Source organism: Auritidibacter ignavus (genome assembly GCF_029853775.1).
Classification (GTDB): Bacteria; Actinomycetota; Actinomycetes; order Actinomycetales; family Micrococcaceae; genus Auritidibacter; species Auritidibacter ignavus.
Genome location: NZ_CP122564.1, coordinates 1,149,436 through 1,166,124 on the forward strand (window position 1 = coordinate 1,149,436; position 16,689 = coordinate 1,166,124).

The 16,689-nt window shown below is 59.9% G+C and carries 13 protein-coding genes; 7 read left to right on the forward strand and 6 right to left on the reverse strand.

The genetic code is table 11. The features are described from left to right. Positions 1-2: 2 nt before the first annotated feature. From ligA to QDX22_RS05225, 5 genes are all read right to left on the reverse strand, one after another. Positions 3-2,300: an NAD-dependent DNA ligase LigA gene (gene ligA / locus QDX22_RS05205; RefSeq protein WP_122548865.1), complete on the reverse strand. Its 2,298-nt coding sequence runs from the start codon at positions 2,298-2,300 to the stop codon at positions 3-5. Beyond that, positions 2,297-3,064 (reverse strand): PP2C family protein-serine/threonine phosphatase, encoded by a 768-nt coding sequence (locus tag QDX22_RS05210; protein ID WP_158524596.1) that lies wholly within the window; start codon positions 3,062-3,064, stop codon positions 2,297-2,299. The genes ligA and QDX22_RS05210 overlap by 4 nt, the downstream gene beginning before the upstream one ends. A gap of 20 nt (positions 3,065-3,084) precedes the next feature. Beyond that, entirely contained in the window at positions 3,085-4,302 is a 1,218-nt protein-coding gene (locus tag QDX22_RS05215) for an adenylate/guanylate cyclase domain-containing protein (RefSeq protein WP_183145586.1), read from the reverse strand. Beyond that, positions 4,302-4,901, reverse strand: a complete 600-nt coding sequence (locus QDX22_RS05220) for a PH domain-containing protein (protein WP_110098783.1) — start codon at positions 4,899-4,901, stop codon at positions 4,302-4,304. The genes QDX22_RS05215 and QDX22_RS05220 overlap by 1 nt, the downstream gene beginning before the upstream one ends. 177 nt (positions 4,902-5,078) lie before the next feature. Beyond that, on the reverse strand, positions 5,079-5,996 hold the full coding sequence (locus QDX22_RS05225; RefSeq protein WP_122548866.1) for a biotin--[acetyl-CoA-carboxylase] ligase: 918 nt from the start codon (positions 5,994-5,996) through the stop codon (positions 5,079-5,081). 160 nt (positions 5,997-6,156) lie between these two features. Between QDX22_RS05225 and QDX22_RS05230 the strand changes: the two genes are divergently transcribed. The 5 genes from QDX22_RS05230 to QDX22_RS05250 all read left to right on the forward strand — a co-directional run bounded on the left by QDX22_RS05230 (position 6,157) and on the right by QDX22_RS05250 (position 12,344). Further along, positions 6,157-7,770: an acyl-CoA carboxylase subunit beta gene (locus tag QDX22_RS05230; protein ID WP_233242904.1), complete on the forward strand. Its 1,614-nt coding sequence runs from the start codon at positions 6,157-6,159 to the stop codon at positions 7,768-7,770. 39 nt (positions 7,771-7,809) lie between these two features. Continuing rightward, on the forward strand, positions 7,810-8,043 hold the full coding sequence (locus QDX22_RS05235) for an acyl-CoA carboxylase epsilon subunit (RefSeq protein ID WP_158278482.1): 234 nt from the start codon (positions 7,810-7,812) through the stop codon (positions 8,041-8,043). Next, positions 8,043-8,690: a Maf family protein gene (locus QDX22_RS05240; protein ID WP_110098786.1), complete on the forward strand. Its 648-nt coding sequence runs from the start codon at positions 8,043-8,045 to the stop codon at positions 8,688-8,690. Before QDX22_RS05235 ends, QDX22_RS05240 begins: the two co-directional genes overlap by 1 nt. A gap of 204 nt (positions 8,691-8,894) precedes the next feature. Then, positions 8,895-10,730 (forward strand): acetyl/propionyl/methylcrotonyl-CoA carboxylase subunit alpha, encoded by a 1,836-nt coding sequence (locus tag QDX22_RS05245; protein ID WP_110123097.1) that lies wholly within the window; start codon positions 8,895-8,897, stop codon positions 10,728-10,730. A gap of 177 nt (positions 10,731-10,907) precedes the next feature. Beyond that, complete coding sequence (locus tag QDX22_RS05250; protein ID WP_243857804.1) at positions 10,908-12,344, forward strand: MFS transporter; 1,437 nt, start codon at positions 10,908-10,910, stop codon at positions 12,342-12,344. 96 nt (positions 12,345-12,440) lie between these two features. Here QDX22_RS05250 and QDX22_RS05255 read toward each other — a convergent pair whose 3' ends face one another. Further along, positions 12,441-13,880 (reverse strand): NAD(P)H-quinone dehydrogenase, encoded by a 1,440-nt coding sequence (locus QDX22_RS05255; RefSeq protein WP_122548877.1) that lies wholly within the window; start codon positions 13,878-13,880, stop codon positions 12,441-12,443. A gap of 91 nt (positions 13,881-13,971) precedes the next feature. On the opposite strand from QDX22_RS05255, the gene QDX22_RS05260 reads away from it, so the two are divergent. Both QDX22_RS05260 and QDX22_RS05265 read left to right on the forward strand, forming a co-directional pair. Beyond that, positions 13,972-14,847 carry a purine-nucleoside phosphorylase gene (locus tag QDX22_RS05260; RefSeq protein WP_279718112.1) on the forward strand — a complete coding sequence of 292 codons (876 nt, stop codon included), beginning with the start codon at positions 13,972-13,974 and terminating at the stop codon, positions 14,845-14,847. Continuing rightward, the gene (locus QDX22_RS05265) at positions 14,844-16,685 is read left to right on the forward strand and encodes a phospho-sugar mutase (protein ID WP_279718113.1); all 1,842 of its coding nucleotides are present in this window, start codon (positions 14,844-14,846) and stop codon (positions 16,683-16,685) included. Before QDX22_RS05260 ends, QDX22_RS05265 begins: the two co-directional genes overlap by 4 nt. Positions 16,686-16,689: the final 4 nt, after the last annotated feature.

The following is a 16,689-nucleotide window of genomic DNA, read 5'->3' on the forward strand; positions in this document are numbered from 1 at the left end:
TCCTATCCTTCAACGCCGTCAGGTCCTTGTTCCAACAGCCGTTGGAATCCCGCTTCGTCGAGGACGGTGATGCCCAGTGATTCGGCTTTATCGAGTTTAGAACCGGCATTGGCGCCCGCGATGAGATAATCGGTCTTCTTCGACACCGACCCGGTGGCTTTACCGCCACGAGCAAGAATGGCCTCTTTGGCTGAGTCCCTGCTGAATTCTTCCAACGTGCCGGTCACCACGAGCGTGAGCCCCGCCAGGGTTTTGGTGATGGCTTGGTTGCGTTCGTCTTCGGTGCGCACCCCGCAAGCAGCCCACGCATCGATGACCTTCAGCCGCCATGGTTCGGAGAAGAACTCGACCAGTGCCTCGGCAATAGTCGGGCCAATTCCATCAACGTGAGCAAAGGCTTCAGGGTCACCGGACTGGGCGGCTTTTCGGATAGCCGGCAGTGACCCGAAGGCCACGGCCAGCGCCCGGGCGGCGGTGGGTCCGACGTAGCGGATCGACAGCGCCACCAGCACTCGCCAGAGCGGTTGTTCTTTGGCTTTGTCCAGTTCGGCAAATAACTTCTTGGTGTTCGCGGTGGGTTCGCCACGTTGATTGTAAAAATAGGGCTGTAACTGCCACGTGCCACTGGGGACCAGGTGCCCGTCCTTGTCCTTGACGCGTTTTTCGCGCCAGACCTTCACCTCGCCCAGCGCTGCTTTCAGGTCCGGGTCACCGTTAGTTTCTGCCAAGTCAAACAGCTGAGCATCCGAGGTCAGCACGCCCGGGCCTTGGGGGTGGACGTGCCCGTGGTTATGGGCCGGGTCAGGTCCGGGCCCATTGGTTAGCCAAATAGCGGCTTCTTCCCCCAGGGCTTCAATGTCGAAGGCCCCCCGGGAGCCGGCGTGCTCAATGCGTCCGGTCAATTGCGCCGGACACTTCTCGGCATTGAGACACCGCAGATCCACGTCCCCTTCTTTCGCCGGGGCCAACGGCTCACCACACGAAGGACACTCGGATGGCATCTGAAAGTCCCGAATCTCACCATCGCGCTCGCCGGACTGGATCTGTTCACGAATCGGTAGCACCGGCCCGACAATCTCGGGGATCACGTCACCGGCCTTGCGCAACACCACGGTGTCCCCGATCTTGACGTTCTTCGCTGTGACCACGTCTTGGTTGTGCAGGGTCGCCATGGAGACGGTGGAGCCGGCCACCACGACCGGTTCCATCACTGCGTAGGGGGTGACTCGTCCGGTACGGCCAACGTTGACGCGAATATCCAATAACTGGGTATGGACTTCTTCCGGTGGGTATTTATAAGCCACCGCCCAGCGTGGTGTCCGAGAGGTATAGCCTAACTGGCGTTGCAGGTCGAAGTCATCGATCTTGACCACGATGCCATCAATGTCATGCACCAGCTCGTGGCGCTGGTCGCCATACTGAGCGATATAATCCAGCACATCCTGGTGCGCTGCTTCGGCGGATTCAGCAGAGAAAAAGGTGGTGTACGGGCTGATAGGTAGCCCCCACTCCCCCAGTTGCTGGTAGGTCTCGTATTGGCTGGTGAGTTCCAGTCCTTCCCGAGCTCCAATGCCATGGACAAACATCGATAGGGGACGTTGGGCGGTGAGGGCCGGGTCCTTTTGTCGCAGTGACCCGGCCGCGGCGTTACGTGGGTTGGCAAAGGGCGCCAACCCGGACTCAGCACGTTGCTGGTTGAATTCTCGGAAGGCCTGGGAAGGCATAAAGATCTCTCCGCGGACTTCAACCAACTCAGGGATGTTGTCTCCACGGAGTCGTTGGGGAATGTCTTTGATGGTGCGCACGTTGTGAGTCACATCTTCACCGACAGTGCCATCCCCACGAGTTGCGGCCCGCTCTAAGACGCCATGGCGATACACCAGCGCGATGGCCAAACCATCGATCTTGACCTCCGCTAACCAAGCCGGACGCATATCGGGGCGGATGTTGTGCAGGGAGGTCTCGGTGCGAGTGAACCAGGTGGTCAGCTCCTGCAGGGAGAAGACATCTTCCAGCGAGTACATCTGGTTCAGGTGTTCCACCGGGGTGAAGGCCGCCGAGACGTCGCCACCGACGTCTTGGGTGGGTGAGTCATTGGCCACGATCTCCGGGTGCATCGCTTCGAGGTCTTCAAGCTCGCGGTACAGCTTGTCGTAGGCGGCGTCGGAGATTTCAGGCTCATCGTGTTGGTAATACGCGGTGCGATGCCGGCGCACCTGAGAGATGAGTTGCTCGTAGTGTTCACGTAGCTCGGAATCGGGGATGACGTCTGGCTCGTGATGTTCTGCGGAGGAAGTCATTGCTGAACCTTCTGGTGGTCGGTCTCGGGTGGGGCATCGAGCACTTCCACCACCACGGCGGTGATATTGTCCGAGCCGTCGAGGTCGAGGGCCTGTTCGATAAATGTGTCGGCGGCATCTTGCGGTGTTTGGGCCGACGTGAGCACTAAACCTATTTCGTGGTGATCCACCGCGTTACTCAACCCATCGCTACACAGCAAGAACCGGTCTCCCACCGCGGCATCGAGCATCATGACATCGGCGGTTAGTCGCAGCTGGGAACCCACGGCACGAGTGATCATATTTTTGGCCCGATGGTGGCGTGCTTCATCGGCCGTGATGTGGCCGGAGCGGAGCATTTCTTGGACCACGGAGTGATCCTCGGTCAATTGCACAAGTTGTTCATCGGCGCTGCGGTACAGGTAGGTGCGAGAGTCACCGACATTGATCACCGCCAGTCGCTCTACGCCTTCGTGTTTGACCGCGCAGAGCAACGTGACAGTGGTGCCAGCTCGCCCATTGGAATAGTCAAAGACTTCTTTGTTGCCGGTGGTGAGCCACTGTTGCAGATCCGTGAGTTCTACGAGCTTGTCGCCGTGTTCTTTGCGCCCGGTGAGCAGGGCTTTGACGGTCAGCGCCGAGGCGACTTCTCCGGCATCGTGTCCTCCCATACCGTCGGCGACGATGAACAGGTCGTCAGCGGTGCCATGGCTGTCTTCATTAGTGTCACGTCGGTGCCCCACATCGGTGGCGACGCCACTACGGAATCGGTAGGATGAACTCACCCCACCAGAATAGTCGCCCACTAGTCGATCTCAATACCTTCACCGGTGCCCCGCAACAACATCGCCGGGCGAATTTCACCGAATCCTCGCACCGAAGCCGGTGGCTGGGGAATCAGAATATAGCGGTCATCATCGGCGAGCGCGTTGGAAGCCATCTGGTCAACCAGCACGGTGCCCGGATCGGCCAGCGCGGTCAGCCGGGCAGCAAGGTTGACGGTGGGGCCGTAGATATCTCCGAGTCGGGAGAGCACCCGGCCCCACACCAACGAGACGCGCGCCGAGGGGAGCACCGGGTCATCCGACAGCGCCTTTGATAAGGCCAGCGAGATTTCGGCTCCGTCTTCGGGGGTTTCAGCATTGAACAACACCTCATCGCCGACGGTTTTGACCAGGTGACCTCCGCCCACAGAGATAATTTCTGCGCACCGGTTCTCAAAGCGTTGCACCATTTGGGCCAGGGTGCGTTCGGACATGGTGCGCGACAGCGAGGTGTAGGAGACCATATCGGCAAACCCGACCGCCCGGGCCAGCGGTAGCGAATCATCGTCTTCGGTGCCATCGCGACCCCGGGCTGAAGCGGCGAGCCCTGCTTCAACCCGCACGGCCAGTCGTTGCAACGCTGAATTCAGTTGACGCTTATAGGAGTAGGCCATGACTTCTTCCAGCGAATCCACGACTCGGGGCAACATCTGGACGACTTCACGGCGGGCCTGCGGATCTGAGAGACCTTCGGCATTCATTTTGTCTTCCACTAGGGCCTCGATCTGCCAGACCACCATCCGGTCGGTCATCTGCCCAATGGAGCGTGAGAGTGAGATCGCGGTTTCTTCGTTCAAAATACCGCGTCGCACCAAGTCGATCATGGTGGCGAAGGCGTCAGCGTCACTATTGGTAAAGACTGGTTCTTCTTCGGAGACATTCGGGAAGCCCAAGGCTCGGCCGAGCTTGCGAACGGAGAGCGCCGATACGCCGAGTTTCTGGGCCAACTGGCGACGATTAAGTTTGCGTGGCCCCCCGATGAGCTCTTCATCAAGCACCCGGATCGCCTGGGTCCAGGTTTCCGGGTCGTTGATCGGGTCAAGAGTGGCAGCGGTGTCACCTTTCTGGTCCTGTAAGTCGCTGAGCTCTTTGAGCCCTTCCCAAGGGTTAGACTGCACTACTGGTTCAGGCTGAGTAGGTGTGGGGTCCCGGTAAACCTGGTCTTCGGAATGCCCGGTGTTCTCTGATCCGCGAGCCATCAGTAGCCTCCCATCGGGTGGGGTTGGGAGTTCCCCGGCGTCTGTGTCGACATGCCGTCATGGCGATAGTCGGGCCGATAGGTTGCCGACAACGTGCCAAATTTGCGAGCATAAGCGAGACGTTCGTTTTCCACAAAGTGGGTGAAGTCATCGACGTGTGGCACGTTAGTCAAAGTCCAGGATTGTCCTTGAGCGGTGAAGAGTTGGAGGTCTCCGACCCCGCGACGAGTTTGTCGGCGGGACTGGCGAATCCGGATGTGGACAATACTGGATAGCGCCATCCACCGGCGACGCACAGATAAGGTGCCGTAGCGTTGGGCCACCCGGTGGGTGGTGATTTCATAAACTTCCGTCAACCATTGCCAGACTGGGCGAACCACCAGCACTGCCAGGAGTAAAACCACCACAACAGTTCCGGCGATCGACCACACACGGTCATACGTACTCAGCGCCCAGGGCAGATCAGGGCGGGTTAAGAATCCTTGCCAAGCGCCTTGAAGCCCGCCCAATAACACCAGCCAGATGGCTGGGCCAATCAGGATGGAGGCATCGGCACGGGTACGGATCCGCATTTGTTCTCCGGTGACAAGCTTGGCCATTTATCCTCCTCCTCTCCGACCCGGACGGGGTGCATCTGCTGCATCGACCACAGTATGCCGGACAAAGATGAAGAAATGCTGTGTGCTCAGCGTTCACAGCGTGAGATATGTGACCGGCACTGCCATTCTACCGGTCGAGCCCGACGTGGAGTCGTGCTTGTCTGGCTGGAGGCGAACCTATCGGGGTCTAACGTGATGAATCACTGCTGAGGTCAGATCAACCCACCCGGTGTCGGGATCTCGCGGGAGATCTTCCAGGGTGTCCTCTGGCAGAGAGGGGTCAGGTTCGACCAACAGTGAACCGGTATCCCCGAGGCCTCTGATCCAGCCGGTCAAGCGACGCTGGCCTGGAAGTTCACCGCTAATGTACTGGCCTTCGGTAACGATCAATCGACTGAGACGACGCAGTTCGTCTTCGACGTGATCCGGGTTGGGCGGATTGACGCGCTCAGCAAAGGTCTCGAGTCCGGCCACCAAACGAGTCATCGCCTCGTCAGCAAGCTTTCGAGACCCCACAGTGGCCAGGACCGGGTTGTAATCGCTAAGTGCCGCAGCGGTGTCGACCGGACGTTGCTGGCCGGAACCACCGAAATCGCGGTTGATGCCCAGACCGAGTATCACCCGGTCGTCATCGACAACCTGCGCCAAGATTCCCACGAGTTTTCGTCCGTCAGATCCCAGCACGTCATTGGGCCATTTCACCTGAGCCGTCACACCTAGTTCACCGAACCAGTCGACCAGCGTCGCGGCAGCCACCAACGTAATCCAGGGCCAATATTGGGCCTGGAGGCCGGGTCCTAACCGCGCGGGTTTGAGCAGAATCGACATACTCACCGAGGCGCCCGGAGCAGCCTGCCAGGCGTTTCCACGACGGCCGTGACCTGCCGTTTGATAATTAGCTCCCACTCCACTGGCGTGTGGCCAGAACTCCGGGTGCTCTTTGGCCTCCCTCATCAGAAAGCGTTGCGTGGAATCCACGCTGGGCAACCATAACCGACTGGCTCCCCGCCGGGTATCATCACTGAGGCCGGTGGAGAAACGTTCACGAATCCGTTGCGGATCAGCTGGGATGATGGGCTCAGAGGAAGTAGTCACACTCCTAGCGTAGGGGATGCCTTTCCCGCAGGACACTTCATGGTGCCAGAGCGCTGAGATGAGTACACTAGAGATTCGAATCTTGCTGTGCTCTCCGCGCTAGAATCAGCAGTACCAGCGGGATCAACAAAGCACACCTAACCCATGTTGGAGGAAGCTGTTGAGCACTGAGCCAGACCAGGCGGGACAGACCACTCCCGATCTGACTACCACCGCGGGAAAACTCGAAGACTTCTTCCATCGGCGTGAATCTGCGATGGTGCCCTCCGGCCAAGTCGCGATTGACCGTCAGCACTCCCGCGGTAAAGCCACCGCTCGTGAACGTCTCGACGAGCTGGTGGATGACGGCTCATTTGTCGAATTCGATCAGCTTCGCGTGCACCGCACCACCTCGTTCGGTATGGACGCCAAACACCCCGAAGGTGATGGTCTGGTTTCTGGCTATGGGACCATCGATGGACGTCTGGTGGCCGTTTACGCTCAGGATTTCACCGTGTTCGGTGGGTCCCTGTCGAAGGTCAACGGGGAAAAGATCGTCAAAGTCCAGCAATTCGCTGCCCGTAATGGGTGTCCTATCATCGGGATCAACGACGGGGGCGGAGCACGCATTCAAGAAGGCGTGGACTCCCTCGCGATGTTCGCAGACATCTTCCGCAATAATGTGTTGGCTTCGGGGGTGATTCCGCAGATCTCGATCATTATGGGACCGGCTGCTGGCGGTGCCGCCTACTCCCCGGCCCTGACCGATTTTGTGGTCATGGTGGATCAGACCTCACACATGTTCATCACCGGCCCCGATGTCATCAAGGCCGTGACCGGTGAAGACATTGATATGGAAACTCTTGGTGGCGCTCGTAGTCACAATGAGCGGACCGGGACCGCGGCCTATCTGGCCGAGGATGAAGCCGATGCTTTCGACTGGGTGCGGGAACTGCTGGATTACCTGCCAGCGCACAACTACTCCGATGGTCAGATCTTCGATGTCGACCCCGATCTGGCGACCACCGAAGCCGACCTGTCCCTGAACACTATCGTGCCCGACTCGGCGAACCAGCCCTACAATATGCTCGACGTGGTGGCCACGCTGGTTGATGACGGGGCCTTTTTAGAAGTCCAGCAACTTTATGCTCCCTCCGTGATTGTCGGGTTCGGCCGGATGGATGGGCGTTCGGTGGGCGTGGTGGCCAACCAGCCAATGCAATTTGCTGGCACCCTGGATATCGCTGCTTCGGAGAAGGCGGCACGCTTCGTGCGTTTTTGCGATGCTTTCAACATTCCGATTGTCACCCTGGTGGATGTGCCTGGTTTCTTGCCCGGCACCGATCAGGAGTTCAACGGCATCATTCGGCGTGGCGCGAAGCTGATTTATGCCTATGCCGAGGCTACGGTCCCGAAGATCACCGTGATCACTCGGAAGGCCTACGGGGGCGCTTATATTGTGATGGGTTCGAAGAAGCTCGGTGCAGACCTCAACCTGGCCTGGCCTACCGCCCAGATCGGTGTTATGGGTGCCCAGGGTGCGGTTAATATTCTCTACCGTCGCGAGTTGGCCAAGGTCGCTGACGAGGGCGGAGACGTCGAGACCCGTCGCCAGGAATTGATTGAGGACTACGAGGCCGAGTTGCTCAACCCCTATCAGGCAGCAGAGTCCGGTTACGTTGACGCCGTGATCGCGCCTTCAGAAACGCGCGCCGAAATTGTCAAGGCCATTCGCGCCACGGTCAATAAGCGTGAGTCGCGCCCGTACCGCAAGCACGGCAATATTCCACTGTAAACCCAAGACCACACCGGCCGAGATATGGGAGGAACCTGGATGAGCGTTGAGGAACACCACGATCCCACCGGGATGATCGTGCGTGGTGGCAATCTCACCGCCGAAGACATCGCTGCAGCCACGGCCGTAGTGGGTATCGTAGCCATGGCGCAGCCTGAAACGGCCGAAGACCGAGAAAAGGCCCGTGCCCGTCGTTTTTCGCACCGTCGCCGGGTCTCGACCTGGAACCGTGACGTCACGGCACACTGGCGTATCTCCGCTGGGGAAGACTAATGGCGCGATCTCAGCACCCTGAGATTATTCTGGCCTCCGGCTCCTCAGCCCGAGCCCAAGTACTCGCTCGGGCCGCTCTTCCCTTCACCCAACGTGTGTCCGACATCGATGAACCGGCATTGGTGGCCTCTCAAAACCGCGAACTCACCCCGGTTGAGATTCCCGAGTTGCTTGCCCAGGCCAAGGGCAGGGCAGTCGCTACCGAGGTAGCTCAGGAGATAACCTCCCCAACACTGATTTTGGCGGCCGATTCAGTCTTTGAATTCAACTCCAGCGTTTACGGCAAACCCCATGAACCCGAGATCGCCATCGAGCGCTGGCGGGCCCAACAAGGACAGTCCGGTACCCTGCACACCGGACACTGGCTGGGGCTCCTCCACCCTGAAAAACCCGGTGCGCTCAAGCAACAAGTGGTCACCGACTCCGCTGAGGTGGAGTTCGCAGCGGTGGACGAGCAAACGATCCTCGACTACGTGGCCACCGGCGAACCGCTAGGGTGTGCCGGTGGATTTACCCTCGAAGCCCGGGGCGCATCGCTGATCCAGTCCGTGCAAGGTGATCCCAATACCGTCTTGGGGCTCAGCCTGCGTGTGGTGCGCGAGTCACTTCAAACGTGGGGATACCGGCTCTCCGATTGGTGGGACTGACATCACACCGCTGAAGGAACTCGAAGCATTTTTGTAGACTTCCTCCAAGGGATTCTGCCAATCTGCCAAGAATTTCACGTCAAATTGTAGAATTCCCACCGTGAGGTCCTAGGATTCTTCAAGGGACTGTGGTGGAATATTCTCCTGGCCGTTTGCCGACGTCCCTCGCCAAGTTTTCGTCATTATTGAGGAGCCTGTGCCTGTATGACCGCTCAACGCGCTAGCACCGAGCTGCTGCTCAAGCCGTTTTCTAAGGTCCTAATTGCCAATCGCGGTGAAATCGCTGTTCGCGTGATCCGCGCAGCCCACGACGAAGGCCTCGACGCGGTCTCGGTTTATGCAGGCCCGGATCGAGACGCGATGCATGTGCGTATGGCCGATGAAGCCTACTCTTTGGAGGGCGACACAGCTGCCGAGACGTACCTGCGCATCGACAAAATCATTCGTGTAGCCCAAGAGTCCGGAGCCGATGCCGTTCATCCCGGGTACGGCTTTTTGGCTGAAAACGCTGACTTTGCCCGCGCCGTTTTAGAGGCCGGCCTTGTCTGGATTGGCCCCTCTCCCTCAGCCATTGACTCCCTGGGCGATAAGGTCGCAGCACGACAGATCGCTCAGAAGGTCGGAGCTCCACTCGCCCCAGGAACTCAAGATCCGGTGGAATCCGCCGACGAGGTTCTCGCCTTCGCCGATGAGCATGGCCTGCCCTTGGCCATCAAGGCCGCCTACGGGGGAGGTGGTCGGGGCATTAAGGTCGCCCGCGAGCGCGCAGATATTCCCGAGCTGTTTGAATCGGCCGTGCGGGAAGCCACCGCCGCGTTTGGTCGTGGTGAGTGTTTTGTGGAGCGCTTCTTGGAGGCACCGCGCCACGTTGAGACCCAGTGCATCGCAGATTCCTCCGGCCATGTTGCCGTGGTCTCGACCCGCGACTGCTCGTTGCAACGGCGGAACCAGAAGCTGGTGGAAGAAGCACCCGCACCGTTTTTGACCGATGAGCAGAACCAGCGTCTCTACGATGCCTCGGTCGCACTATTGCAGGAAGCCAACTACGTCGGCGCTGGTACCTGTGAGTTTTTGGTCGGTCAAGACGGCACGATCTCGTTTTTGGAGGTCAATACCCGACTGCAGGTCGAACACTGTGTCTCCGAAGAAGTCACGGGCCTGGATTTGGTCCGCGAACAATTCCGCGTGGCCCGCGGTGAGCAACTTGGTTACCAGCACCCGACCAATCGTGGCCACTCCTTCGAGTTCCGAATCAATGGCGAGGACGCCGGTCGAAACTTTATGCCAGCACCGGGTACCCTGACCCGGTTGCGTCTGCCCGGTGGCCCCGGAGTGCGCATCGACACCGGGGTGGAAGAAGGCGAGACCATCTCGGGCGCGTTCGATTCTATGGTGGCCAAACTCATCGTCACCGGCGCAACGCGTCGTGAGGCCCTGGAACGCTCCTACCGCGCCCTGACTGAGATGCAGATCGTGGGAATGCCAACGGTACTCCCCTTCCATCGTCTCGTCGTCCGCGATCCGGCCTTCGCCCCGGAGCTCAACGAGCCTGACGCTCGGTCCTTCGATGTCCACACCCGTTGGATCGAAACCGAGTTCAATAACACCATCACCCCTTACGATGGCCCCACCGCTCTCGAGACCGAGGCGACCGAACGTCGTAGCGTCACCATCGAGGTCAACACCAAGCGTGTCGAAGTCACGCTACCGGAAACCATGCCGGGGTTGCCCTCGGTGCAACAATCGGGCGGTCGAGCGACCGGCAAGCCTCGTCGCAGTTTGCGTAAAGCCGCCGGAGCGACCGGACCGAAGAAAGCCTCTGGCGATGACTTAACCTCCCCGATGCAGGGCACGCTGGTCAAAATCGCCGTCGCCGAAGGCGAGCACGTCTCTGAAGGAGATCTGATCGTGGTACTGGAAGCGATGAAGATGGAACAGCCCATCACCGCCCACAAGTCCGGCACCGTGACTTCCTTGACAGTAGCCCAGGGGGAAACCATCGCCGCCGGTGGCATTCTGGCCACCATCTCCGATTCCTAAAAATCCCGCCACCATCTCGTCTTTTATAGCCTCAACCGGGGTGATCCTCTCACAGAATCTCAAAATGTGAGACGATCACCCCGGTTTTTGCTGTTTCTGCAGCGTTGACTTCAGCGCGGTAGTAGCCTGAAAAAGTTCCACATTCGCTTATTCACTGACTACCTGTTGAGGAGCATCATGGCAGGACAGCCTATGCCTGGTGTCACTGACGACATCGCGTCAGATTCTTATGACCACACCGCTACAGAACTCGGTGTCCCGCGCTGGCGGATTATTATCGCCTCCCTGGTGGGTACCTCCATTGAGTTCTACGACTTCTATATCTATGCCACCGCCGCGGTGTCGGTGTTCCCGCTCATCTTCTTCGCTGAAGGCGACGAGTCGGCCGCACTACTGGCCTCGATGGCGACCTTTGGTGCTGCTTTCGTGGCCCGGCCGATCGGTTCGATCATTTTCGGCCACATGGGCGACCGCATCGGACGCAAAGCCACGTTGATCGGCGCCTTGCTCACCATGGGCATTGCCACGTTCTTGATTGGTCTGTTGCCTACATACCACCAGATTGGGATCTGGGCGCCGGCGATGCTGACCATTCTGCGCTTCTGCCAGGGACTAGGCCTGGGCGGTGAATGGTCCGGGGCCGCCTTGCTCGCGACCGAAACCGCCCAAAAGGGCAAGCGTGCTGGGGCGGCCATGTGGCCACAACTGGGTGCTCCAATTGGGTTCTTGCTGGCCAATGGCTTTTTCTTGGTCCTGACTGTTGCGGTCGGCTACAACTCGGTGGAACACGGTGTCGATCACGTGTTCATCGACTGGGTCTGGCGGCTTCCCTTCCTGCTCTCGGCCGTGATGGTCATCATCGGCTTGTGGATCCGCGTCAGCCTGGAAGAAACCCCGGTTTTCCAGCGCGTCATTGCCCAGGACAAACGGGCCAAGGCTCCCCTGGGTCAGGTCTTCAAGCGCAACTGGTGGGAGTTACTTCTGGGAACGTTCATCATGTATGCCACCTACGTGATGTTCTATTTGATGACCACCTGGATCCTCTCTTATGCCATTGGGAGCCCCAAGCAGGGGCAGGGTCTGGGCGAAAACTACTCGGAGTTTTTGGTCTTGCAACTGATCGGCATTGTCTTTTTCGCGCTGTTCATTCCGGTCGCGGGATACCTCGCCGATAGATTCGGCCGCAGACCCACCCTGATCGTCATCACGGTGCTGATGGTGCTATTCGGGATGACCTTTGGCCCCTGGCTGTCACCGCATTCAGTGCTCCACGACGATGGATCGCTGAAGGTCTGGCAGATGGCTGCCTTCTTAATCGTCGGCATGATGCTGATGGGCTTGACCTTTGGGCCCATGTCGGCGGTACTTCCGGAACTGTTCCCCACCGAAACCCGCTACACCGGTTCGGGCGTTGCCTATAACGTCTCCTCGATCCTCGGCGCCGCCCTGACCCCTTTTATTGCCACCGCTCTGGTGCAAAATATGTCAGTGGCCTGGGTCGGCTATTATCTCTCGATCGCTTCAGCGATCTCACTGGTGGCCCTCGTTGTGGCCCCGGAAACCAAGTACCGCTCGCTGTATGACTTCACTGTCGACGAAGTCCAGCGCACCTGAGGCTAACCCGACATACGGTTCAGGGCTGTCAGGGCTCATCGCGATCCTGACAGCCCTGAATCTCTTTAAAGGCCTTGGGCGAGCATTCTGGTGTATTTAGACGTCTTCGGGGACCGGGTTCAAATCACTGCTACGCACGTGCAACAGTCGGGCAGCCTCGGCCAGGGAGCCCGACAGTGAGGGGTAGACGGTAAAGGTATTGGCCAGATCATCGACCTGCAGTCGTTTGGCCACCGCCAACGAGATCGGGTAGATCAGCTCCGAGGCACGGGGAGCCACCACGATACCACCGACCACACTATTGGAGCCTTTGCGCGCAAAGAGTTTGACGAAACCGTGCTCAACGTTCATCATCTTGGCCCGCGGGTTCGTGGTCAGATCCAGGATCACCTCGTCATACTGATACTTGGTACGATCGGCCTGCTGGGCAGCCACACCGACGGTGGCAATCTCCGGAGAGGTGAAAATATTAGACGAGACCCGGAACGGGTTGAAGGGCTTAACCTCATCACCGATAAGGTGGTTGACCGCGATCCGGCCCTGCATCGCCGCCACGGAGGCCAACGCCAGCCGACCGGTGCAGTCCCCGGCAGCGTAGATGCCTTCCACGGAGGTGCGCGAGACCGCATCAACCCGAATGTGTCCGGATTCAGTGGTGGCCACCCCGACCTCGTCCAGCCCCAGGTGCTGGGTGTTGGGGATCCCGCCAACCGCCAACAGACAGTGGGAGCCCTCCAGCACCTCGCCGGTGGACAACTCGACCGCAACCCCGTGCTCGGTGCGGGTCACGGCATTGGCGCGGGTTCGGGATACGACGTTGACACCGTTTTCTATAAAGACGTTTTCCAGCACTCGCGCCGCATCAGGGTCTTCATTGGGCAACACCTGGTCACGTGAGGATACCAGCGATACCTTCGCGCCCAGCAGGTTATAAGCCGAGGCGAATTCCGCACCGGTGACACCCGAGCCGACCACAATCATGTGTTCGGGCAGTTCACGGAGCCGGTAGAGTTGCTTCCAGTTGAAAATGCGCTCCCCGTCGGGCTGGGCGGTTGGGAGTTCTCGAGGTGAGGCCCCGGTGGCGATGAGCACCGCATCGGAAGTGATGGTTTCGGTCTTGCCCGAGATGGTTTCCACTTCCAGCACGCGAGGCTCCCGGAAGCGAGCCTGACCGATGACAATCCTGACGCCGGCCTTCTGTAACTTATGGCGGATATCTTCGGACTGTTCCGAGGCCAGCTGGATAATACGCTGGTCCACCTCGTTGAGGTTGGAGAACACTGCGTTCGAATCCAGCTCAATACCCAGACTGGTCGATTTCATCACGCGCCGACGGCCGTCGGCTGCCGCGATCAGCGTCTTCGACGGCACCACGTCGGTCAGCACCGCTGACCCGCCGATACCGTCACGTTCGACAATGGTGACCTCGGATCCTTGGTTAGCAGCCACCAGCGCTGCTTCGTAGCCTCCGGGTCCGGCACCGATAATGGTCAATGAGGGGTGAGGAATCAATGCTGAAGAAGACACGAGTCCTATTCTGTCGTACAAACCCTGCCAAGGCCCACAGATGTAGTGCAGATGACAGCTGAACCTCACAGCTAGGCTGGCTGGGGCCGTTCTCGCTAGGATGACAGACGTGACTGACAAGAACATTTTTGAGCCTACTGCGGAGTCCATGGGGTTGTCCGGGGACCATCCGGGGTTCGATTTAGCCCGCCAAGCCGGGCGCTATATCGCCGAGACGACCGGGGTAGCACAGCACCGCATCGCGGTCGTACTGGGCTCTGGCTGGTCCGGGGCGACCGATCTGCTCGGTGACCGTCAGACCGAGTTGCCCACCGGTGATATTCCGGGTTTCACTTCTGCGTCTGTGGCCGGACACGGCTCCACCGTGTCTTCCATTGCCCGGAGCTCCGCCGAGGGTACGGTCACTGACCACGTGCTGGTGTTCGGATCTCGCACCCATTACTACGAACACCGCGATGTGAACGCGGTAGCACACACGGTGCGTACCGCTGCCGCTACCGGAGCTGAGCTGGTGGTGCTCACCAACGGATCTGGCAGCGTCAACGAGGCGTTACCGCCCGGAGAACCGGTGCTGATCAGCGACCATCTAAACCTCACCGGCGCTACTCCCCTCCTGGGCCCGGAGTTCGTTGATCTCACCGATCTGTACTCGCCTCGCATCCGTGAGATCGCCCGCAGCGTGGATCCCTCCTTGCCACAGGGAGTTTATGTCCAGTTCCCCGGCCCGCAATACGAAACTCCCGCCGAGGTACGCATGGCCAAGCTCCTCGGTGGAGACCTGGTCGGTATGTCGACTGCATTAGACGCCATTGCAGCCCGGCATGCCGGGCTTGAAGTCTTCGGGATGTCATTGGTAACCAACCAGGCTGCCGGCATCAGCCAGCACCCGCTCTCCCATCACGAAGTGATCGAGGCCGGCCGTGCCGCCCAGACACGCATTTCCCACTTACTCGCCTCGATCATCGACAAGCTATGACCACACATAACCCCGTTGACCCCGACCAACTCGTTCGCCTGGTCGAGGATTGGTGCCAGATCGACCCCGACCCGCGACACCACGAGATCCTGCACGAAGAACTCAACCGCCACGACTATGCCACCCTGGCCGACCGTTTTGCCGGGCCCCTTCGTTTCGGCACCGCTGGTCTGCGGGCTGCCGAAGGTCCGGGTCTGAACCGTATGAACCGTGTCGTCGTCCGGCGTAGCGCAGCCGGCATCAGCGATTGGGCACAGTCCCGGCTGACGGAGGACTCTCGCCCGCCGCGGGTGGTGATCGGTTTCGACGCCCGCTACGGCTCGTTGAGCTTTGCCGAAGATTCTGCAGCCGTGTTCCAAGCCGCTGGGTGCCAAACCTACCTTTTCAGAACGTGGTGTCCCACCCCGCTGCTCGCCTTCGCCGTCCGGGAGCTCGCCGCCGATGTGGGCATTATGGTCACCGCCAGCCACAACCCGGCCACCGATAACGGCTATAAGGTCTACCTCGGCGGACGGCTCAGTGACCAATGGGGCACCGGAGCCCAGATCATTGCCCCAATCGATACCGAGATCGCCGAGCGCATCAACCACTGGCACACTACCGACCAGATCCCGGTCATGCAAGCCGCTGGCGTGGAGTCTCTGGACGTCGACGAGGTGGCCGAACGCTACCGGCTCGCGCTCGCCGACTCGTTGCAACCGCGGTCTCCACTCACGGAATTCACCGCAGACCAGGCCATCGGGGCTCGGGCGTCACTGCGGGTGGTGTATACGCCGATGCACGGAGTGGGCGGGGTGGTGTTCCCGGAGATGATGCGCCGTTTCGGGTACGGGCCACTCCGGCCAGTAGCCGAACAGATCGATCCCGACCCCGACTTCCCCACGGTGGTCTTCCCCAATCCGGAAGAACACGGTGTTCTGGATCTGGCGCTGAGCACCGCCAATCGGGAACCGGAGACCGATCTGATCATCGCCCACGATCCCGACGCGGACCGACTGGCCGTTGCCATCCCGAGCCCCAGTTCCCCGAACGGCACTTGGCAACGACTCTCCGGCAATGATCTCGGTTTAATCCTCGGGTCGTTGTTCTTAGCTCGCTCAGGCTCCCACGCGACAACCACCAACCCGCAGGTGCTGGCCCGCTCGGTGGTCTCCAGCCCCGCGTTAGCCCGGCTGGCCGGCCACTACCCGGGGGCTGAATGCATTCCAACACTGACCGGTTTCAAATGGATCTCGCGCGTGCCCCATCTGAAATTCGGTTTCGAAGAAGCCCTGGGCTACTGTGTTGCCCCCGAGGTGGTCCGCGATAAAGACGGACTCAGCGCCGGACTGTTAATCTGCGAACTAGCCGCGGCACTGAAATCCCAAGGATCGAGCCTGTGGGAGTATCGTGAGCAGTTGCAGGCCCTCGTGGGGTCCGGGCTCAGTAGCCAGCTGTCGTTGCGGCTGGATGATCTCAGCGTGATCCCTCAGATCATGGCGCACCTGCGCCAGCACCCACCAGCCTCCTTAGCCGGTATCGGCCCCACCACGCTGGTTGACTACGCCGATCCGGCCACCGCCTCCGCCCAAGGATTACACCCCACCGAGTTGGTGTCTCTCAGCGCCGAAGCCGACCCCGCCCACCCCGAGGTTCCGGCTGCACACCTGTCGGTCCAGGTCCGTCCCTCCGGGACCGAACCGAAGCTGAAGTGCTATCTGGAAGTTCACCTGCCACCACAACGGCCCACCGAGACCCCCGACAAGACCGCTGCCGCCTCACGGCTTGCGGACCTGTTAGCACGGCTTGAAGCGGATGCCGAAACGTTTTTGACCCAACCCCTAAACCCCGAACGGTAAGCAC